A 21,772-nucleotide genomic window follows, 5' to 3' on the forward strand; every position below is an offset into this window, starting at 1 on the left:
GGTGCTCAGATTTCCGGTTCCAGCATGATGGTGGCAAGCGGCGGCAATGTGACTTCCGCATGGATGACGCCGCCGGCAGACACCGCCTGCACCTTGCCGCCATTGCCCTTGCCGCTGCCGCCATAGATTTCCGCATCGGTGTTTAAAACCTCGCGCCAGCGGCCGGCGCTCGGCAGCGGCACGCGGTAGTTCTCACGCAGGACCGGGGTGAAGTTGGTGATGACAGCCACCGGCTTTTCACCCGGCGCCTTGCGCAGCCAGGCGTAAACAGAGTTTTCCGAATCGTCGGCAATCAGCCACTCGAACCCTTCCGGTTCGCAGTCGCGCTGGTGCAGCGCCTTTTTCGACCGGTATGTGAAGTTGAGATCGCGCACCAGCCGGCGCATGCCCTCGTGCGGGTTGTAATGCAGAAGGTTCCAGTCGAGCGACCGCGCCTCGCTCCATTCGCTCCACTGGGCAAATTCCTGCCCCATGAACAGCAGTTTCTTGCCGGGATAACCCCACATGAAACCGTAATAGGCGCGCAGATTGGCAAACTTCTGCCAGTCGTCGCCGGCCATTTTGGCAATCAGCGAACCCTTGCCGTGGACCACCTCATCGTGGCTCAGCGGCAGCACGAAGTTTTCCGAAAAACCGTAGAGCAGGCCGAAGGTCAGTTCGTTGTGGTGGTGCTTGCGATGCACCGGCTCCCGCTTCAGGTAGCTCAGCGTGTCATGCATGAAGCCCATGTTCCACTTGAAGCCGAAGCCGAGCCCGCCTTCATGCACCGGATGCGACACCTTTGGCCAGGACGTGCTTTCCTCGGCAATGGTCATGACGCCGGGATGGGTGGAGTAGCTCACGGTATTGAGCTTCTGGAGAAACCGCACCGTCTCGAGATTTTCGCGCCCGCCATATTCGTTGGGCACCCACTCGCCATCCTTGCGTGAATAATCAAGGTAAAGCATCGAGGCGACAGCATCGACGCGCAGCCCGTCGAGGTGGAATTTCTCCGACCAGTAGAGCGCGTTGTTGACGAGGTAGGCGAGCACTTCCAGCCGGCCGAAATTGTAGATCGCCGTATTCCAGTCCGGGTGAAAACCCTGGCGGGGATCGGCATGCTCGTAAAGGGCGGTGCCGTCAAACTCGCGAAGCCCGTGGGCATCGGTCGGGAAATGCGCCGGCACCCAGTCGAGGATCACGCCGACGCCGACCTTGTGGCAGCCGTTGACGAAGCGGGCAAACCCTTCCGGCTCGCCGAACCGGGCGCTCGGGGCATAAAGCCCTGTGGTCTGGTAGCCCCAGGACGGGTCATAGGGATGTTCGGTGATGGGCAGGAATTCGATATGGGTAAAACCCATGTCGACCACGTAAGGGATGAGATCGGTCGCCAGTTCGTCCCAGCTCATGAAGGTGCCGTCAGCGCGGCGTTTCCACGATCCGGCATGCACTTCATAGATGGAAATCGGCTGGCGGCGATGGTCGGCCTTCGCCCAGAATTCGCGGTGGGCGGCATCCTCCCATTTCTGCACCAGTTCCGGCGTGGCAACGGAGGCGGTTTGCGGGCGAAGCTCGGCACGGCGCGCATAAGGATCGGCCTTCAGCGGCAGCACTTCGCCTGTTTTGCCGACGATTTCAAACTTGTATGTGGCACCGGGGCGCACATCCGGCGCAAAGATTTCCCAGATGCCGGTATCGACGCGTAACCGCATGACGTGGCGACGCCCATCCCAGGCATTGAAATCGCCGACCACCGAAACGCGTGCCGCATTGGGCGCCCAGACGGCAAAGTGGAACCCGTCCACGCCCTCATGTTTAAGGGGATGGGCACCCATCTTGTCGAACAGCCGCAGATGCGACCCCTCGCGCAAGAAATAGTCATCCATCGGGCCGAGCACCGGGCCAAAACTATAGGGGTCGGTCAGCGCCCATTCCACGTCACCGCGCCTTGCGCGGTAACGGATGGCGCGGGGTGCTGCAAGCGACACCGCGCCTTCGAAAAAACCGTCGGCGTGGCGCAGTTTCAGTTCGCCAATCTCTGTTCCATCGAGCGAAAGCGCGGTGACGGCTTCGGCGCCTGGAATGAAACAGCGGGCAATAACCCCGCTGCCGGCTTTGTGGGTGCCGAGAACTGCGAAGGGATTGCCGTGTGAACCGCGGATGATCGCCTCGATCTCGGGAAGGGAAAGTTCAGTCGTGCCTGGTGCGTCCTTGCCGAGGTGTGTGGGCGTCTGGTTCATCAGGCTCTCCAGATCTCCGTCGCATACTGGCGGATGGTGCGGTCGGAAGAGAACCAGCCCATGCGCGCGGTGTTGCGGATCGTCTTGCCGTACCAGGACGTCGGGTCGGCCCAGATCTGGTCCACCTCACGCTGCGCGTTGGCATAGGCGTCGAAATCACCTGCCACCAGGAACCAGTCGCTGGTGTAGATGCCATCGATCAGTTCGGCAAAACGCGAGCGGTCGTCGGGCGAAAACACGCCGGAGGCAATCGCAGCCAGCGCCTGCGAAAGTTCGCGCGAGCCTTCGATGATGGCGCGGGGGTCATACCCTTCGGTCCGCACACGCGACACTTCTTCTGCCGTCATGCCGAAGATCACGATGTTTTCGGCCCCGACATGATCGCGCATTTCGACATTTGCGCCATCGAGCGTGCCGATGGTGAGCGCGCCGTTCAGCGCAAACTTCATGTTGCCGGTGCCGGACGCTTCCATGCCCGCCGTCGAGATCTGTTCGGAGAGATCGGCTGCCGGAACGATGGTTTCGGCAAGCGTGACATTGTAGTTCGGGATGAACACGACCTTCAACAGGCCGCGCACGGCCGGATCGTTGTTGATCACCCGGGCCACGTCATTGGCGAGCTTGATGATCAGCTTGGCGTTGTGATAACTCGGCGCCGCCTTGCCGGCGAACAGTTTTACGCGCGGCACCCAGTCGAGTTCCGGATGCGAGCGGATCTGGTCGTAGAGCGCCACGGCTTCGACGATGTTGAGGAGCTGGCGTTTGTATTCGTGGATGCGCTTGATCTGGATGTCGAACATGGCCGAAGGATCAAGCCGTATGCCCATGCGGCTGCCGACGAGGTTGGCAAGCTTCACCTTGTTTGCCCGCTTCACGGCGGCGAACTTTTCCTGGAAGGTCTTGTCGTCGGCAAAGGCATCGAGCGCCTTCAGCGCGTCGGTGTCATCCTCGAAACTGTCGCCGATCGTCTTGCGCAGGAGCCCGGTAAGCCCCGGATTGCACTGCATCAGCCAGCGGCGCGGCGTGATGCCGTTGGTCTTGTTGTTGATACGCGCCGGGTAAAGCGCATGAAGGTCGGCAAACACCGTTTCCTTCATCAGTTCGGTGTGCAGGGCCGAGACGCCGTTGATGGAGTGCGAGCCGACAAAGGCAAGATTGCCCATGCGCACGCGCCGGTCGCCGTTTTCGTCGATCAGCGAGATCGAGCGGATCTGTCCGTCGCTGAACTTCTTGCCCTTGCGCGCATCGAGCAGGATCTTGGTGTTGATCGCATAAACGATCTGCATCAGGCGCGGCAAAAGGCGCTCGAACAGCGGCACGGGCCAGCTTTCCAGCGCTTCGGGCAGCAGCGTGTGATTGGTGTAGGAGAAGGTCTTGCGGGTGATTTCCCAAGCCTCTTCCATGTCCATGCCATGCACGTCAACGAGAAGGCGGATGAGTTCTGCAATCGAAATGGCCGGGTGCGTGTCGTTGAGCTGGATCGCCACCTTGTCGTGCAGGTTGGTGAAATCGGGATATTGTTGCAGGTGGCGGCGCAGGATGTCCTGCAGTGACGCTGACGAGAAGAAATATTCCTGGCGCAGGCGCAGTTCCTGGCCTGCCGGATTGGCGTCTGCCGGATAAAGAACGCGGGTCAGCGCTTCCGCCTTGTTGCTTTCACGCAGCGCCCCGATGTGGTCGCCGGCATTAAAGGCATCGAGCAGGATCGGGTCGATCGGTTGCGCCGACCAGAGGCGCAGCGTATTGACGCGTTTGCCGCGCCAGCCGACGATCGGCGTATCATAGGCCATGGCGATGACGCGCTCGGCCGGCTTCCAGACATAACGCGGCACATCGTCGTAACCGCCGACGCTTTCCACCGATCCGCCGTAACCGATCTCGTAGGAGCTTTCGCGGCGCTCGAATTCCCAGGGGTTGCCGTGGGCAAGCCAGGTTTCCGGCAGTTCCACCTGCCAGCCGTCAGCCATCTGCTGGCGAAACAGGCCGTGGACATAACGAATGCCGTAGCCGTAGGCGGGAATTTCGACGGTGGCCATGCTTTCCATGAAACAGGCCGCCAGACGACCGAGACCACCATTGCCGAGCGCTGCATCAGGCTCAAGCCCGGAAATCACGTTGATATCGACGCCGAGCGAGGTCAGCGCATCGGTGATTTCTTCCATCAGGCCGAGATTGCTCACGGCATCACGCATCAGGCGGCCGATGAGGAACTCCAGCGACAGATAATAGACGCGCTTGTCGCCGGTCGCATAGACCTTGCGGGTCGATTCCATCCAGCGATCGATGATGCGGTCGCGCACCACCAGGATCGTTGCCGTCAACCAGTCGTGCGGTTTTGCGACCTTGGCATCCTTGCCGATGCGGTAGGTCAGGCGCTCGATGATTTCTTCGGCCATGATCTCCGGGTTCGAGCTGCGGGGTGCCGGCTGCGGGATATCGACCGGGGAAACGCTGTTGTTCATGAGATCACCCAACTTTGCTTTCTGAAACGAGGAGGGACGGTTCTCAACGAACAATCCGCCATGGTGTCGGAACACAGTTTATGCATCGTTGGCAGGCACTTGCAATCATCCTCTGCAATGTTCTTGGCGTTCATCGTGTCGTGCGCTGGAAACCCCTCAACATCCTGAGAAAAAACGACAAGCCGCAGGCTGTCTGATCGGCTGCCGCAGCAAGCTGCATTGCCGCAAGAGCTTAGTTGGTCAGCCGCACCGCTGTCCTTGCGGCCTTGCGGCCGATATCGCCGAACGCCGTCACCAGGTCGCTCATGTCGGAAGAGGCATAATAATTGTCGGGGCCGCTGGCGCAGGCCTGCAGCAGCGCCTTGCCGCGATCAGGCGCCATGAAGGCCACGGTAAAGATGGTGATCTGGTCGTCCTTGGCCTGCTGGCAGGCGGCGCGCACCTTGTCGTCGATCGAGCGGTTCCAGGTGTTGCTGTAGCCGGTCATTTCACCATCGGTCATCAGCACGATGAAACGGGCAAAATTGTCATTACCCTTGGCCTTGTGGGCCCTGGCTTCGGCAGGATTGGTCGATTTCAGGTCCGAGAAGGCAACGGCCATCGCGCCGCTTGCATCCGTGCCGCCGGCCGGCACTGCCGGCAGGGCGGTCACGTATGCGGCAGCCGCCGTCGTGCCCCAGGCCGGTTCCTGCGGCGTCTGTGTTTCGTGGGTATAGGAGACGGAACCGATGCGCATGAGGGTGCGGGCAGCCGTCTCCTGCGCGCTGGCATTTGTCGTGTCCGGGGCGGACGCCTTTTTCAACTCGGCAAACATCACGGCTGCGGCGGATTTGAGGGCTGCGATCTTCGTGACGTAATTGGCAACGGTTGCTGTGCCCGGCCGCGTGCAGGTCCGCCAGCCGCAGGAATATTGTTCCTGCACGCTGACCGTCTTTGTCGGGTTGACGGGATCGAGCGTCGTGGTGTCCTCTGCCATGGAGCCGGATTCGTCGAGCACAAGCAACATTGATAGCGCATTACCCTCGCGTGCGCTCTCAGCCGTGCTGGTCACGTTGACCGGCATGGTCTCAAATCCGAGAACGCGGGTCAGGGCGCTCAGCGGCACAAGGGTGCCGGTTGAAAGCGTTACCTCGAAAGCCTTTGAGGAGCCACCGGTGGCGGTGGTCGTGGCGGCAATCTCCGTTTTTGCCACCAGCGCCTCGCGCGCCGCATCCAGTTCAGCCTTCGATGCGCCCGACTGCTCGAGATCGGCCAGGTACTGGCTCGTGAGATAGTTCCGCGCCATCGCCATGGCACTCTCTTCGCTCAAATCTTCGTTCGACATGCGGGACGCTGCCGCAAGCGTTGCGGCGTCGGCAATCGATTGCAGGTTGGATTTCTGCTGCATGACATGGGTGACATCGACGGCAATGCCTGCGCCGCCGATCAGCACCGGCAGGAGAATGGCGGTCATCAGAGCGAAATTGCCGCTTCGGTCGCAAAGCAGCCCGTGAAGGGAAAACCTCACCATTATCGCCTCCATCAACCCATCAATCAGAACCGATGGACTGGATAGGCGCCGAGGCCTTTGAAAATCCCTAATATATTCGGTTGTATTTGATCAAACCGCACCAGAACCGGGCGTCTCAGGCCTTGACCGGGATGACGTCCACAGCCTGTTCGGTCTTGTGCTTGCCATAGCTTTTCACCACGCCAATCACCGGCGCGACATCGGAATAATCGCGGCCGTAACCGACAACGATATGATCGCAGCTGGCGGCAATATTGTTGGTTGGGTCAAGCTCGATATAACCGGCGGCCTTGCCGCACCAGATCCTGACCCAGGCATGCATGGCATCCGCCCCTTCCAGCCGCTCCTTGCCGGGCGGCGGCAGCGTGCGCAGAAAACCGCTGACATACCCGGCGGGAATGCCAAGGCTGCGCAGGGCGACAATCATGATGTGGGAAAAATCCTGGCAGACGCCGCGTTTGAGGCGAAATGCCTCGCGCGGCGTGGTGTCCACCGTCGTTGCCTCCGGATCATATTTGAAATCCTTATGAATGCGCGTGCAGAGGGCAATGGCGATCTCGCGCACCGTCTGCCCCGGCTTTACACCCTCGCGGGCATAGGCGGTGATTTCCGCCACATCCGGCAGAAGCGGGCTGGCGCCGGCCAGATGATGCGGCGATCCCGATGCAACCGACAGCAGATCGGAAAGCTCGGCACGCAGATGTGGCAGTTCCGGCGAAAGATCCGCCACCAGCGGCAGGTTGTCCACCTGCACGCGCGCCTGCATGCGAATGTCCAGCGTGTCGTGCAGCGCGCGAAACAGGATCGAGGTCGTCTGCTGGCCGAAGAAATCGGTGAATGTCGTGCGCTCGTCGGCGGTTGGGGACACGGTCAGCGAACCGGCGATCAGCCGCTGGCGGTCGGTGAGCGACAGCGGCATCAGGCGCAACAGATGCCGCGCGCCGGATGCGGACGCCTCATAACGATAACCCATGTGCAGCGACAGATCGTAAAGCATGGATTATCCAAAATAGGTCTGGCCAATGAGATCGGAAAGCTTTTCCATCTCCATCTCCAGCTTGCTGTAAATGTCGGTGCTCATGCCTTCCGGCGTCATCACCGCAAGGCCGGAATGCAGGCGCATCGCTTCGCGGTCCAGCGCCGACATCTGGCCATTGCCGAAAGGATGCGGCAATTGCTCCACTTCCGTGCGGATCTCGTTCAGCTGGAACAGCACCGAGCGCGGGTTGAGCGGATCGAGCGCCAGAAGATCGGTGACGGTGAGGCGCGCCGTGTTGACATTGTAGCGCCGGCGATGGGTCATCACGCTGTCGCCGATTTCCAAGAGCATATCGAGCGAACCATCGGGCGCATCGGGGCCGGACATGTGGCCGAGAAGCCGCGTCATGTGCAGCCCACGTTCCAGATAACGGCCGATGGAGAGAAAACGCCAGCCGGTGAAGCGGTACATGTTTTCATGCACAAGGCCTGCAAAGCCCGCGAGCTTGCGCAACAGCACGGTCATCGCATGGGCGGCATCGTCGCCGCCCTGGACCGCCTCATGGAAACGTCGTGCGGTCTTGGCAAGGTCGTTCAGCGCCAGCCAGCCATCGGGCGAAAACCGGTCGCGGATGTTGCTGGCGGAATAGATGGCGCTGTCGATGTTGCGGATCAAAGGCTCCGGCACGGCCTTGACCATCTCCATGTCGGTGCCTTCGAGGTAGCGCGCCACGTCGGCTAGCAGCGGCTGCTCGGGATCGGCGGATTCGGCGTAGCGCATGTGCCAGGCGCGCAGAATGCGCAGCGCCCCTTCCGCCCGCTCGATGTAGCGGCCGAGCCAGAACAGGTTGTCGGCCGCCCGGCTCGGCAGGCTGCCGGGCATGTTGCGCGAAAAACTTTCCTCCGGCGGCAGAAGCGTCTGGCGCTCCACCGGCTTGTCGGAGACGATCCACACATCGGCCGCCGTGCCGCCCGCCTGCATGGCAATGGCTGCCACATCCGCGCCGGAGCCGATGCGGGCAAAACCGCCGGGCATGATCTGCCAGCCGTTTTCGGTGCGAGCGGCAAAAACGCGCAGCGACATCGGCCGCGGCGTCAGCTTGCCATCGACATAGGCCGGTGTGGTGGAGAGGGTGACGACTTCCTGGCCCACGAGCTGGTTGCCTTCGGCGGTCAGCCATTCCTCGACCGATTGTTTTGCGTTCTTGCGGGGTGCTCCCAGAACGGACTGGCCGCCATCATCAAAGAAGGGCAGGCGCGAATAGGCGGGGCCGATGACCATGCGGCCGATATTGTCAGCCACATGCTGGCGCTCGGCCTTTTGCCCGCACCACCAGGTAGCGATGGAGGGCAGGATCAGCTCTTCGTTCAGCAGATGATGACAGATGGTGGGCGTGAAGGCGAGCAGTGCCCGCGTTTCAAGAATGCCGGACCCCAGCGCATTGACGATGGAGACCGAACCGGCGCGCAGCGCCTGCACCATGCCGGGCGTGCCGATATGCGAGCTTTGGTTGAGCTCCAGCGGATCGGCATAGGCGGCATCGAGACGGCGCCAGAGAACGCCGACGGGCTTGAGGCCGGCCACCGTGCGCACCATCACCTTGTCGTTGACGACAGTCAGGTCCTCGCCCTCGAGCAGCATGAAGCCGAGGTAACGGGCGATATAGGCGTGTTCGAAATAGGTTTCGTTGGCGGGGCCGGGGGTTAAAACCGCGATACGATCATCAGGGCTTTTTTTGTGCGCCTGCAGCGCATTGCGGAAGGCGCCGAAAAAAGAGGCGAGCCGATGGACATGGGTTTCGCCATAAATGTCGGAAAAGGCGCGCGTGGTTGCCACGCGGTTTTCGAGCGCAAAACCGGCACCGGAAGGCGCCTGCGTGCGGTCGGCCAGCACCCACCAGTTGCCATCGGGACCGCGGCCGATCTCGAACGAACAGAAATGCAGGTAATGGCCATTGGCCGGTTTGACGCCGACGAGCGGGCGCAAAAATTCCGGATTGTTGGCGACGAGCGCCGGCGGCAGGATGCCCTCCTGCACCAGCGTGTTGTCGCCGTAGATATCGGCCACGATCTTTTCCAGAAGATCGGCGCGCTGGATAAGGCCCGCGGAGACCTTTTCCCACTCCTTGCCGTCGATCAGAACCGGAACGTGCGAGATCGGCCAGCTGCGTTCGCCGCTGCCCTTGGGGCCATAGGCCCGGTAGAACACGCCGGCATCGCGCAGATAACGATCGGCGCGGGCAAAACGTTCGTGCAGCTCGGCCTCCGACAGGCGACTGAGCGCATCGATCATGGTCTGCCAGACCGGCCGGATCTCACCGTCGCGGTCGAGCATTTCGTCGGAAACGCCGGGCAGCGCGCGATAACCGAGGATGGGATCCTCGCCAATCGCCTCGCTTTGCGCCTTCAGGTCGCCCGCCCGGATCACTGCCACATCACACTCCTATCGGCCGACGCATGTCGAGCGTCAGCGGAAACTCCGGCGAGACCCGTTCTGGCGTCACGTCGTAACGGCCAGCCGTATGCCCCCAAGGTTCAAAGCGCGCAAGCCTGCGGGCCTCCGCCTCGTTACCATTGACGGGGAAAGTCTCGTAATTGCGTCCGCCCGGATGCGCCACATGATAAACGCAACCGCCGATGGAGCGGCTGGACCAGGTGTCGTAGATATCGAAGGTGAGCGGCGTGTTGACCGGTAGAACCGGATGCAGGCCAGCTGCCGGCTGCCAGGCCTTGAAGCGCACGCCGGCCACCGAAACGCCGGATGTGCCTGTCGGCGCAAGCGGCACGGCACGACCGTTGCAGGTGACCCGGTAACGCTGCGGATTATCCGTCTGCAGCGTGACCTGCAGGCGTTCCACGGAGGAATCCACATAACGTACGGTGCCGCCAATGGCGCCCTGTTCACCCATCACGTTCCATGGTTCCAGGGCCTGGCGCAGTTCCAGCTTCACGCCCTCGTATTCCACCTCGCCGAAGAAAGGGAAGCGGAATTCCAGCTGTGCGGCAAACCATTCCGGGCGGAAATCGAAACCGTTTTGTCTCAAGTCCGCGAGCACGTCCATGAAATCCGCCCAGACGTAATGCGGCAGCATGAAACGGTCGGCGAGCGCCGTGCCCCAGCGCACGAAGGAGCCCTGCAGCGGGTTTTTCCAGAAACGGGCGATGAGCGCGCGCACCAGAAGTTGCTGGGCCAGCGACATGCGGGCATTCGGCGGCATTTCGAAACCGCGAAATTCCACAAGGCCGAGCCGGCCTGTCGGGCCATCCGGCGAAAACAGCTTGTCGATGCAGATTTCCGAGCGGTGGGTATTGCCCGTCACATCGGTCAAAAGATTGCGGAACAGGCGGTCCACCAGCCAGGGCAGGGGGGCTGGCCCCGTGCCGGGCAGGGGCACCTGAGCCATTGCGATCTCAAGCTCGTAGAGACTGTCGTGGCGGGCCTCGTCGATGCGCGGGGCCTGGCTGGTCGGGCCGATGAACAGGCCTGAAAACAGATAGGACAGCGCCGGGTGGCGCTGCCAGTGCAGCACGAGGCTTTTCAACAGGTCCGGACGGCGCAGGAACGGGCTGTCGTTCGGGTTGGCGCCGCCGACCACCACATGGTTGCCGCCGCCGGTGCCGGTATGGCGCCCGTCGATCATGAACTTGTCGGCGCCGAGCCGGCTCTGGCGGGCTTCCTCATAGATCGCCGTCGTAATGTCGACGCAGTCCTGCCAGTTGGAGGCGGGGTGAATGTTGACCTCGATGACGCCGGGATCGGGTGCGACGCGGATGACGTTCAGCCGCTCGTCCTGCGGCGGCGCATAACCTTCGATGTGAACGGCAAGGCCAAGCTGGGTTGCGGCGCGTTCAGCAGACGCAATGAGATCGAGATATTCCTCGATGCTGACGGTCGGCGGCATGAACACGCAAAGGCGCCCGTCACGCGCTTCCACGCTGATGGCCGTGCGCACAAAGCCGATGATTTCTTCGCTCACCCGCTGTTGCGGCTGCGCATTTTCGGCGGTCGGCTCGAAATGTGCCGCCGAAAGCTTGCGCTCCTTCTTGCCCTCGGCCGTCGTTTCCTTGTGGAAATCCGGCAGCGGCGTGCGCTCGATGCTCGGGTCCATCGGGTTGATATAGGGATATTGCGAGGGCGGGATATAGGGCAGCGAATTTAGCGGCAGGCGATAGCCGACGGGGCTGTCGCCCGGCACCAGAAAGACGCGGCCGCGCCGCGTGCGCCATTTTTCGCTGACCCAGCGCGGGCCGGAGGCGCGGCTGTTCCAGGCCTGCACCGGCAGCACATACCCAGATGGGCGGGTCAGGCCACGTTCGAACACGCGGGCGAGGCGATTGCGCTCTTCCGGGTCCTTCAGCTTGGAATTGGCCGGATCGACATTGTCGGGCAGGTTTGCCTCGCGCAAAATCCATTCGCCCGGATCCTCGAAGGCCGGCACCACCATGTCAGGCGTAATGTCGAGTTCGCTGGCAATGGCAGACAGAAGGCGGCCGGCATCCTCTTCTGTCACCTCGTAGTCCTGGCCCTCCTCGGCAATCAGGCTGGGATCACGCCAGATCGGCTTTTCGTCACGGCGCCAGTAAAGCGAGAAGGTCCAGCGCGGCAGGCTTTCGCCCGGATACCACTTGCCCTGCCCGTAATGCAGAAAACCGCCCGGCGCAAAACGTTCGCGCAGCTTGCGGATGAGGATATCGGCCTTGTCGCGTTTGGTCGGGCCAACGGCGGCGGTGTTCCATTCCTCCGACTGGAAATCGTCGATGGAAACGAAGGTAGGCTCGCCACCCATGGTAAGCCGCACGTCCTCAGTGGCCAGCACCTGATCCACCTTGCGGCCGAGCGTGTCGAGCGCCTGCCAGCTTTCCTCGGAAAACGGCTTGGTGATGCGCGGATGTTCTGCGACGCGTGTGACGCGCATGTCGAATTCGAACGCCGTTTCCGCCTCGCCGAAATAACCGCCGGAAATCGGCGCGGCGTTGCGGAAATGCGGGGTGGCGGCAAGCGGAATGTGGCTTTCGCCGGTCAACAGCCCGGAGGTCGGGTCAAGGCCGATCCAGCCTGCGCCGGGAAGATAGACTTCCGCCCAGGCATGCAGGTCGGTGAAATCGACTTCCGTGCCGGAGGGGCCGTCGAGCGCCTTCAGGTCCGGCGTCAGCTGGATGAGGTAACCGGAGACGAAACGGGCGGCAAGACCGAGATGACGCAGCACCTGCACCAGAAGCCAGCTTGTATCGCGGCACGATCCAAGCGCCGTCTCCAGCGTCTTTTCCGGCGTCTGCACGCCGGGCTCCATGCGGATGACATAACCGATATCGCGCTGCAGGCGGGCGTTGAGGCCAACCACCATATCGACAGTCGGCTGGTCCGGTGACCAGTCAACCGTTTTCATGAAGGCCGAGAGCAGCGGGCCTGCCGGTTCCGGCTTGCGGTAGATGGAGAGATCCTCGACCAGATCTTCCGGATAATCGAAGGGCCAGCGGCTGGCCTCTTCTTCCACGAAGAAATCGAACGGATTGTAGACCGTCATGTCGGCAACGAGATCGACTTCGATCTTCAGTTCCGTCACCGGCTCGGGGAAAACATAGCGGGCAAGGTAATTGCCGTAAGGGTCCTGCTGAAGATTGACGAAATGGTTCGCCGGCGAAACCTTCAGCGAGTGACTGATCACGCGCGTTCTGGAATGCGCGGCCGGTTTCAAGCGGATGATCTGCGGCCCGAGGCGGACCGGCCTGTCATATTTATAATGCGTCAGGTGATAAATACTGGCCTTGATCGACATGGAACTCCTAGTCGGGCCCCTTCAGATGGACCCGGCGCGCATGAAGGGCCGGAGTTTGTGCAATGCAGGAGAAGAAAGCAAGGCACTTCGGCGCTTATCCCGCAAAGCGGGCGCGCCTTGCCAAAGCAAAGTGCAAGATGATTCCGAAACGGCAGGCCATAATGGTTGTTTTCACACCAAGGCCTTTCACAAGATCCCGGCTGTATGGTGCGAAGATCTTGATTTCCTGCCCTTTTATGTTTCTGGCTGCCCTAATATCAGGCGCTTGTGGGAGCGACCCGGAACCGTGGAAGCGGGCATTGCGTGCGAAATGCCCAATCAAAAGGCTTTCGCACAATATTTGCGCTCAAGTGCCTGTCGGATGTGCAAATGTGCTCAGCTGAGCTTGCCGGTCGGAGGGGTCGGGCCAGAGATGGCTTCTTCATGATACCAGCAACCGCCGAACGCGAGATCCGTGTGGTGGGCAGCCTCAGCCTCGAGCTTGACCTCGGGACGCTGGTTGCGCTCACGCAGTCGGCGGACGCCGCCAACGGGGAAGGGAATGATCTGCGCAGTGGTGGGTTCGATTGCCGTGGCCATGGTCTTATCCTTTGTACATTCTTCCATTCCAAAAGGCGATTATGCCTAAATTTCGATCACGATGCATTATTTTGCATCTTTTTGGTGGTCTAATTTTATGCATTATGCCTAGAATCTGGACATTTGGCAACTGTGATAAGTGAGGACTGAGGAATGAGGGCGGAGCCGCTGTTGCGCGCACCATGACCCTTCCCCTTCAACACCGCGCAGTGCCAGCGGTTCCCCGGAGCGGGGGCAGAAAGCCCCTGTCGCCTCCCAGGATTGCGCCGGCAATCGGCATGGTGCGGGCCTCGAAAACCGCAAAACGCGGCCGATGCCGTCAACTGGCACGCAATATGCATTTCCTCTGACAGTCCCGGCGGTGGCGCCCATGATGTGGTGCCCTGGCGCGGGATGTGCTCACACCTCGCAGCATAGAAACGAGAGATGACTATGACGAAATACAAGCTCGAGTATATTTGGCTCGATGGTTACAAGCCGGTCGCCAATCTTCGTGGCAAGACGCAGATCAAGGAATTCGACGAATTCCCGACGCTGGAGCAGCTGCCGCTCTGGGGTTTTGACGGTTCGTCCACCATGCAGGCCGAAGGTCATAGCTCCGATTGCGTCCTGAAGCCCGTCGCCATCTATCCCGATCCGGCCCGCACCAACGGTGCGCTGGTCATGTGCGAAGTCATGATGCCCGATGGCGTCACGCCGCATGCAACCAACAGCCGCGCCACGATCCTTGACGACGAGGGCGCCTGGTTCGGTTTCGAACAGGAATATTTCTTCTACGAAAACGGTCGTCCGCTCGGCTTCCCGGAACAGGGTTATCCCGCTCCGCAGGGTCCGTATTACACGGGCGTCGGCTACAAGAACGTCGGTTCGGTTGCCCGCGAAATCGTTGAAGAGCACCTGGATCTCTGCCTTGCTGCCGGCATCAACCACGAAGGCATCAATGCCGAAGTGGCCAAGGGCCAGTGGGAATTCCAGATTTTCGGCAAGGGCTCTAAGCGCGCCGCCGACCAGATCTGGATCGCCCGTTACCTGCTGCTGCGCCTTTGCGAACAGTATGGCATCGACGTCGAATTCCATTGCAAGCCGCTCGGCGATACCGACTGGAACGGCTCGGGCATGCACTGCAACTTCTCCACCACCTTCCTGCGCGAAGTGGGCGGCAAGGAGTATTTCGAAGCCCTCATGGCCGCTTTTGCCAAGAACTGGGAAGAGCATATCGCCGTCTACGGTCCGGACAACCATCTGCGCCTGACCGGCAAGCACGAAACCGCTCCGTGGAACAAGTTCTCCTACGGCGTTGCTGACCGTGGTGCCTCGATCCGCGTTCCGCATTCCTTCGTCAACAACGGTTACAAGGGTTACCTGGAAGACCGCCGCCCGAATTCGCAGGGCTGCCCTTACCAGATCGCTTCGGTCGTTCTGAAGACGATCGCCGAAGTACCGACTGCCGATTACGCCAAGAACGCTGCATAAGCCTTCTGACCCCAAGACTTTTCATGACGAACGGGCACCGGAGCAATCCGGTGCCTTTTTTCATGGGCGTGGCGGAAAGAGAGACAATGTGGCGGTTGGGCGCGCCGAAGTTTCAGACCTCGCCCACGGCCTCGCGGCGGCGACGGTCCAGTTCTTCGCTGTAGCGGCGCAGGGTATGGGCTTCGCTGAGCTGGCCGAGAACCCGCCGCTCGATGAGGTTGTTGATCACAGGCAGCGCTTCGGCGCGAGCCTGGTCAAAGATTTCGGCGGCCTGTTTGGCATTCATCTGCGGCAGCAGGAAATCGTTCTTGTGGCTGATGAAATCCGCGACATCGGTGCGTGGCTGGGCAACATCGGCCTCATCGGCATAGATATCCGGCAGCGAGATCAGGCCGGCATAACGATCCTGGTCGTCGAGCAGGATGACGCGCTTGGCCGAGCCCAGCGGAAACGCCTCGCGAAATTCCGCAAGCGAGGTGCCGAGTTTTGCGCATTTCACATCCGCGCGCATCAACTTGTCCACCGTGAGGTTGCGGATCCAGCCGACGTCATGGGCGCTGCGGATGCTTTCGCCGCGCAGGTGAAAACGCCAGGTGGCAAACGAATACCCGAATGTGGTGCGCACCACGAGCGACGAGGTGATGACGGCCGCCAGAACCAGCGCCGTGATCGGAAAATCGGCGGTGATTTCGAGCGCCAGAAACGTCATGGTGAGCGGCCCGCCGATGATGGCAACGGCCAGCGAACTCATGCCGACGACGGCAAGGACGGTGGGCGTCAGCGTGCCGGTCGTGATGAAATCGGCCGGCGTGCCAAAGATCTTGCCGATCAGCGAACCCATGAACAGCGACGCAAAAAACAGGCCGCCGCGAAAGCCGGAGCCGATGGAGACGGCAGAGGCCAGCGATTTCAAGAGCAGGATGCCAATGAGGATTTTTGCCGGGGCCTCGCTGTCGAGGTTGAGGTGCAGCGCGCCGTGGCCGGCAGACAGAACCTGTGGCGTGATCATCGCCAGAAGCCCGACGACAATGCCGCCGAGCGCCGGACGCACGTAGGGCGGCAAAGAGCTTTTGCGCGCCATCTCCTCGACCAGGGCAACGCCCTGCATGATGAGGATGCCGACGCCAGCGCAGATGGCGCCAAGCGCAATGGCCGGCACGTAGTCTGCCGGTGTGATGATACCGATCTCACCGACTTCGATGATGAAACTGTTGCCGGAAAAGGCACGCGCCGCAAAGGTGGCGATAATGGCGGCCACCACGACGGGCGCCAGCGCCACCATGCTGTAGGTGCCGATGATCAGCTCGAAGGCGTAGAAGGCGCCGGTCAGCGGCGCATTGAAGGCCGCGGCAATGGCGCCGGCTGCCCCGCAGCCAACGAGGATGCGCATGTCCTCGCGCCGCAGGTTGAGCTTGGTTCCGAGCTTGGAGGCAATGCCCGCGGAAAGCTGCGTATAACCGGCCTCCAGCCCCACGGACGCGCCAAAGCCGTTGGAGATGAGGTTCTGGCCGGCAACGATAATGCTGTCGGTCAGCGAAATGCGCCCGCCATAAAGCGCGTTTGCCTCGATGGGGTCGATGATGGCGCGTTTGCGCCGCTTGGCCAGGATAAAGAGGACGATGCCAAGAAGCACGCCGCCGGCAATGGGGGCAACGAGCACGATCAGCTTGTTTTCGATGGTCGAGGAACTGAGCCAATCCCCCATGGTGATGCCGAAGATCAGGCTGTGCAGGCTGCGTGAAATCCAGCTCATGCAACTGACGGCGGCACCCGCGGCAAGCCCGATCACCATGGCCGACAGCACCAGGCCGATTTCGCTGCCGCGGGCAAAGGCCTTTTTCTTGGCAAGTTTTGTCCAGGTCTGGACCAGACGGATAAACGATGCGGTGGAGAGCGTCTTCATCGGGCTGTTCGCCCTCCTGCATGGGTCTTCTGCCTGATGGCAATCAGTTGCGGCTGTGTCGCCGGTTTTCCGCCACGCTTCGCGGGCGGGTCAAAGCACAAGTCCTGCCCGGGTTTCAAGCTCTTCTCGCGGTTCCAGTCATAGCTAGGCGATTTCCGTCGAATTCGAGGCCGCCACCAACGTTTTTCATGAAAATCATACGTTGGCCGGCAGTTTTCCGCCCGTTTGTAGCATCTGCAGGCCCGATGAAGGATGAATGGAGGATTCAGCGAAGGTTCAGGCGGCCGGCTCAATTCTCTGCCCGTCGACTGACACGAGGTAGATGACCATGAAGGCCCTTATTCTTGCTGCCGCACTTGCCACCGTACCGGCCCTGACGGGCACGGGCACGAGCTTTGCCCAGCCCCTGCCGTCTTCGTTTTCCTTCACGCAACAGCAGGCTTTTGAGCCCGGTCTGGTCCAGAAGGTGGATTATGCCTGCGGTCGCGGCTGGCGCCTGACCCGCTGGGGCGAATGTGTGCCGCGTCGCGGTCCGCCGCCGCCGCGCTACTACCGCCCGCCACCGCCCGACTGGGGCTGGGGACCGCCGCCGCCCCGTCATCGCCCGCGTGGCGATTGGGGCCCACCGCCACGGGGCGATTGGGGCCCGCCACCGCGGCACTGGGGTGGTGACCGCTGGTAATGTCTCCAGGATAGCTCTCAAGGCATGAGGAGACTAACAATTGAAAAGGGCGAGCCTGAGATCAGGCCCGCCCTTGTTCTTTAGGGACTGTGGGGATTCATCGTGAGTTGATCACAGCCGCTGCCAGATAGATCATGGCCTGAAAGCTCTGGTCCGTTTTACATGCTCGCATAGCGATGCGCTTGAACTCTTTGAGTTTGCAGAAGAAGTTTTCGATCAGGTGTCGCCATTTGTAAATTTCGGTGTCGATTTGGAGAGGCACTGATCGACGTGGATGTTGCGAGATGACGATTTTCGCGCCGCGCTCGTTGAGATCGGCCAAAATGTTGTTGCTATCGAAAGCCTTGTCTGCAAGTAGCGCACCGAACTCAATGCCATCGATGAGCGGCGCGACGCCGACCGTGTCGAAGCGATGGCCCGGCAGCAATTCGAACCGGACCAAATTGCCTAAAGCATCGGTCAGTGCCAGGATTTTGGTTGTCATCCCACCTTTTGAGCGACCAATGGCCTGGCTCTGAGTCCCCCTTTTGCGCCCTGACCGTGTCGGTGGACCTTGACGATGGTGGCATCCACCATGGCGTATTCCATGTCCGGTTCATCAGAGAGGGCATCGAATATGCGTTTGAAAATGTCGGCTTCACGCCAGTCGCGAAACCGACGGAATGCCGTGCTCCAGTTGCCAAACGCAGCGGGCAGGTCACGCCATGGGCTGCCCGTGCGCACAATCCAAAGCACGGCTTCAATGAACAGCCGGTTGTTTCTGCCGCTGCGACCGGGATCCATAGGTTTTCCCAGACAATGCGGTTCTATCTGCGCCCATTGGGCGTCTGTCAGTACAAAACGATCCATCCAAAGCGTGAATCACATTCGCGCTGATTTGTGAATCCCCACAGACCCTAGTGTATGTCTTTAAGCTGTTGCGGATCAGCGCGACGCTGTCTGGCGTAGCAGGCGACAGAGATTGACCAGTGCCGCGTCATAGCTTGATGCGTTGATGGTGGCGCAGCGCACCATCATCTGCCGGCGCTCGTCGCCCGACATATTGCGCAGCGTCTGCATCTGGGCGGGCGTCAGGCTTCTGGGGCTACCGTTGCCCGGAGTGCCATTCCCTGGATTGGCGCCCGGGTTGCCGCCGGGATTACCGCCCGGGTTGCCGCCGCCGGGCCGCGTGCCTCCGATCCCGACATTTGCATCCACATCAACGCCGCGTCCGCCACCGACACCAACGCCAACATCGGCATTGACGCCGCGGCTGCCGCCGATGGAGGCTGTGGCGCCCGCGTCAATGCCGTTTCCACCGCCAACATTGGCATCGGCCCCGGCGTTCACGCCATTGCTGCCGCCAACCGAGGCGTTGACATCGGCGCCGGCAACGCTTCCGCCGCCGACATTTGCATCCGCGCTGGCGTTAACGCCATTGCTGCCGCCAGCAGACACGTCGGCTCCAACACCCACGCCATTGCTCGTGTTCACATCGACGCCGGCGCTGATGCCGCCAACGGAGACGCCGATATCCTGTGCGAAAGACTGGTATGGCAAAGGTGCAGCAAAAGCGGCACTGACCAACAGTACACTCATGAATTTTTGCATTTTCTCCTCCACTTTTTAAAGTTGTGCAGTGGTAGAACGACACGAATGACGAGTCTGTTTCCGAGTGGAGGAGGTGTTAACGCAATTGTGAAGAGAAGTTCTCAAGCGGTCTCGGAACACGGCCGGACTTTTACCTGGGAACGCGTGCGCCCCGATCAGGCAAAGGGCTTGAAGGGGAGGGCGGAGCCGGTGAAGCCATTTAACGGCAGACGCCGGTGGCAAGCGCCCGCTGGATGCCGCGCACGTCGCTTCCCTTGCCAAGCGTCCGCTGGATCGGGGTCGCACTTCCCGAGACCCAGATCCGCAGTTCCGATTCGAGATCGAACGTGCCGGCGGTTTCCACCGAAAAGCGTGTGATGGCGCGGTAGGGCACGCTGGTATAGTCGACCTTGCTGCCGGTCATGCCCTGGATATCCACAAGGATCAGCCGGTGCTGGGTGAAGACGAAAAAATCCCGCACGATGCGAAATGCCAGCTGCGGCGCCTCGCCATCGATCAGTACGCCATCGAGGCGTTTGGCAAGATCGGCAGGATCCACCTTGGATCCATGTCCCATCAGGCTATCAAAAAGTCCCATCGTCTCGCTCCCATGGCAGGTGGTTGATGAGCAAGAGATAGGCAGCCGATGGAAAAATGCATCCCCGGCATTCTCGCAGCGGATGTGAAAGGTGGGGCTTCACCCTGTGGGTAAGTTTCAAAGACGGTGCTGAAGGGCAAGCGGCGGCACCGAGCAGCGGTGCTTTTTTGCCGACAGGGCGGCCGGCTAACAGGCGGAGAAAGAAGGCGATGAAAACCCGTCGAAAGCCCTAAAACGGAGAAATCCGCCGAAGCGGATTTCTCAACGTTTAGAATGGAATGGTGGGCGTGACAGGGATTGAACCTGTGACCCCTACGATGTCAACGTAGTGCTCTCCCGCTGAGCTACACGCCCTTCCGTGACGCGGCATAGACCATAACAGGCTCTGCCCGTCAACCGCTTTTTTCGCCGGTCATGACTGTTTTTTGACAGTCGCTTCCGGAAGCCCGGAATCCCGGCTCAGGCGGCCAGAAGCTTGTTCACTTCGTCCACAAGATCGCGCAGGTGGAAGGGCTTGGACAGCACCTTGGCATCCTTCGGGGCCTTCGAATCGGAATTCAGCGCCACGGCCGCAAAGCCGGTGATGAACATGACCTTCAGGTCCGGATCGAGTTCGGTGGCGCGGCGCGCCAGTTCGATGCCGTCCATCTCGGGCATGACGATGTCGGTGAGCAGCAGCGAAAACGGTTCTTCGCGCAGCCGGTCATAGGCGCTTGCGCCATTGTCGAAGGACGCCACCTTGTAGCCGGCCTTTTCCAGCGCCTTCACCAGGAAGCGGCGCATATCGTTATCATCTTCGGCAAGAAGGATTTTTTGCATCATCAGGACCGTTTATGGTTTCTCATGGTTCGGAGGTTCTGCACCTTACGGATCCGCAGTAAAAAACCTGTGAATGCGCGCGGCGACAACGTCCATGGGCGTGGTTGTAGATAGTATGGACTTCACTGCTGGCAACTGGCAACATGGGGTTAAGACAAGTTCACGGCATGGTAAAGGGCAGATGGATTGGGTGACGGGCGATTTTGACCCCTTCGAGGTACGCGAGCCTGACACGCAGACAATTCCCTTCGTGTTCAACTCTCCCCATAGCGGGCGCCAGTATCCGGCAGAGTTTCTGAAGGCCTCACGTCTCGACCAGATCGGCATTCGCCGCTCGGAAGACCATTATGTCGATGAGCTGTTTGCCGATGCGACCATGCTGGGTGCGCCGTTTCTTGTGGCAAATTTTCCCCGCGCCTATCTCGATGTCAATCGCGAGCCCTATGAACTCGACCCGCGCATGTTCGATGGCGCGCTGCCATCCTATGCCAATATCGGCTCTATGCGGGTGGCGGGCGGCCTTGGCACTGTGCCGCGCATCGTTGCCGAAAACATGGAAATCTATGCGCGCCGGCTTTCGGTGGATGAGGCGCTGTCGCGCATCGAAACCATCTACAAGCCTTACCATGCCTGCCTTCGCCGGCTGATTGCGCGAACGCATGCGCGCTTTGGCCTCGCCATCCTCATCGATTGCCATTCGATGCCGGGTACGATCCGGCTTGCGGGCTCGGACGTGCGCCCGGATTTCATCATCGGGGACCGTTACGGCACCAGCGCATCGGCCGAGCTGTCACGCGCGGCGCTGCATTTTCTCGAAGACATGGGCTTTAACGCCGTTCGCAACAAACCTTATGCGGGCGGTTTCATCACCGAACATTACGGGCGTCCGGTGCGCGGACTGCATGCGTTGCAGATCGAGGTCAACCGTGCGCTCTACGTGGACGAGGTGACATTGCAGCGGCGGCCGGATTTCGATCTGATTGCCGGTGCGCTCTCCACCTTCATGCGCCAGATGGTGGAATTTTCCGTCGGCTTCAGCGCCGATGCGGCGCTGGCGGCCGAATAACGCCGCCTTTTTCCCACTTCTTTTCTGCAACCCTTGCGCTGTTCCTTCAGGCCTTTGCGCGCCTGCCGCTGACGTGCGGCCAAAAAAAACCGCGCCTACGGGCGCGGCTAAGTCTAGGGAGGAAACACCCAAGGAGG

Annotated in this window: 15 protein-coding genes and 1 tRNA gene; 3 read left to right on the forward strand and 13 right to left on the reverse strand. The window is 60.9% G+C overall.

Translation table 11 applies throughout. From position 1 onward, the window contains the following. Window positions 1-5 precede the first annotated feature (5 nt). From glgB to AC4CWF_RS04140, 7 genes are all read right to left on the reverse strand, one after another. Complete coding sequence (gene glgB, locus AC4CWF_RS04110; protein WP_491283874.1) at window positions 6-2,219, reverse strand: 1,4-alpha-glucan branching protein GlgB; 2,214 nt, start codon at window positions 2,217-2,219, stop codon at window positions 6-8. Continuing rightward, complete coding sequence (locus AC4CWF_RS04115; RefSeq protein ID WP_491283875.1) at window positions 2,219-4,681, reverse strand: glycogen/starch/alpha-glucan phosphorylase; 2,463 nt, start codon at window positions 4,679-4,681, stop codon at window positions 2,219-2,221. The genes glgB and AC4CWF_RS04115 overlap by 1 nt, the downstream gene beginning before the upstream one ends. Window positions 4,682-4,913: 232 nt before the next feature. Further along, entirely contained in the window at window positions 4,914-6,191 is a 1,278-nt protein-coding gene (locus tag AC4CWF_RS04120) for a TadE/TadG family type IV pilus assembly protein (protein ID WP_491283876.1), read from the reverse strand. Between the two features lie 115 nt (window positions 6,192-6,306). Continuing rightward, window positions 6,307-7,188, reverse strand: a complete 882-nt coding sequence (locus AC4CWF_RS04125) for a transglutaminase family protein (protein ID WP_491283877.1) — start codon at window positions 7,186-7,188, stop codon at window positions 6,307-6,309. Window positions 7,189-7,191: 3 nt separating this feature from the next. Next, window positions 7,192-9,594 (reverse strand): circularly permuted type 2 ATP-grasp protein, encoded by a 2,403-nt coding sequence (locus AC4CWF_RS04130; RefSeq protein ID WP_491285198.1) that lies wholly within the window; start codon window positions 9,592-9,594, stop codon window positions 7,192-7,194. Window positions 9,595-9,604: 10 nt separating this feature from the next. After that, window positions 9,605-12,946, reverse strand: coding sequence for a transglutaminase family protein (locus tag AC4CWF_RS04135; RefSeq protein ID WP_491283878.1), 3,342 nt, complete (start codon window positions 12,944-12,946; stop codon window positions 9,605-9,607). Between the two features lie 375 nt (window positions 12,947-13,321). Next, a complete protein-coding gene (locus AC4CWF_RS04140; RefSeq protein ID WP_491283879.1) occupies window positions 13,322-13,525 on the reverse strand; it encodes a DUF2735 domain-containing protein in 204 nt (67 codons plus the stop codon). A 432-nt stretch (window positions 13,526-13,957) separates the two neighbouring features. Here AC4CWF_RS04140 and AC4CWF_RS04145 point away from each other — a divergent pair, with 432 nt between their 5' ends. Then, window positions 13,958-14,998 carry a glutamine synthetase beta-grasp domain-containing protein gene (locus AC4CWF_RS04145; protein WP_491285200.1) on the forward strand — a complete coding sequence of 347 codons (1,041 nt, stop codon included), beginning with the start codon at window positions 13,958-13,960 and terminating at the stop codon, window positions 14,996-14,998. Window positions 14,999-15,110: 112 nt separating this feature from the next. On the opposite strand, the gene AC4CWF_RS04150 is transcribed toward AC4CWF_RS04145, so the two are convergent. Then, window positions 15,111-16,901 (reverse strand): chloride channel protein, encoded by a 1,791-nt coding sequence (locus AC4CWF_RS04150; protein WP_491283880.1) that lies wholly within the window; start codon window positions 16,899-16,901, stop codon window positions 15,111-15,113. Between the two features lie 328 nt (window positions 16,902-17,229). On the opposite strand from AC4CWF_RS04150, the gene AC4CWF_RS04155 reads away from it, so the two are divergent. Then, a complete protein-coding gene (locus AC4CWF_RS04155) occupies window positions 17,230-17,583 on the forward strand; it encodes a hypothetical protein (protein WP_491283881.1) in 354 nt (117 codons plus the stop codon). A 97-nt stretch (window positions 17,584-17,680) separates the two neighbouring features. Here the strand turns inward: AC4CWF_RS04155 and AC4CWF_RS04160 are convergent. The 5 genes from AC4CWF_RS04160 to cpdR1 form a co-directional block, all read right to left on the reverse strand. Beyond that, a protein-coding gene (locus AC4CWF_RS04160; protein ID WP_491283882.1) for an IS5 family transposase occupies window positions 17,681-18,432 on the reverse strand; the annotation gives its coding sequence in 2 pieces (ribosomal slippage) (window positions 17,681-18,102 and window positions 18,102-18,432; 753 coding nt in all). Between the two features lie 75 nt (window positions 18,433-18,507). Then, window positions 18,508-19,161, reverse strand: a complete 654-nt coding sequence (locus AC4CWF_RS04165) for a polysaccharide biosynthesis GNAT family N-acetyltransferase UppQ (RefSeq protein ID WP_491283883.1) — start codon at window positions 19,159-19,161, stop codon at window positions 18,508-18,510. Between the two features lie 211 nt (window positions 19,162-19,372). Continuing rightward, window positions 19,373-19,750: a PH domain-containing protein gene (locus AC4CWF_RS04170; RefSeq protein ID WP_491283884.1), complete on the reverse strand. Its 378-nt coding sequence runs from the start codon at window positions 19,748-19,750 to the stop codon at window positions 19,373-19,375. Window positions 19,751-20,029: 279 nt separating this feature from the next. Beyond that, window positions 20,030-20,104: transfer RNA gene (locus AC4CWF_RS04175), tRNA-Val, on the reverse strand. Window positions 20,105-20,209: 105 nt separating this feature from the next. After that, complete coding sequence (gene cpdR1 / locus AC4CWF_RS04180) at window positions 20,210-20,572, reverse strand: response regulator CpdR1 (protein ID WP_210105567.1); 363 nt, start codon at window positions 20,570-20,572, stop codon at window positions 20,210-20,212. Window positions 20,573-20,750: 178 nt separating this feature from the next. Between cpdR1 and AC4CWF_RS04185 the strand changes: the two genes are divergently transcribed. Continuing rightward, window positions 20,751-21,635, forward strand: a complete 885-nt coding sequence (locus AC4CWF_RS04185; RefSeq protein WP_491283885.1) for an N-formylglutamate amidohydrolase — start codon at window positions 20,751-20,753, stop codon at window positions 21,633-21,635. The last annotated feature ends 137 nt before the right edge of the window (window positions 21,636-21,772 follow it).

This window comes from Neorhizobium sp. PAMB6630 (assembly GCF_058242775.1).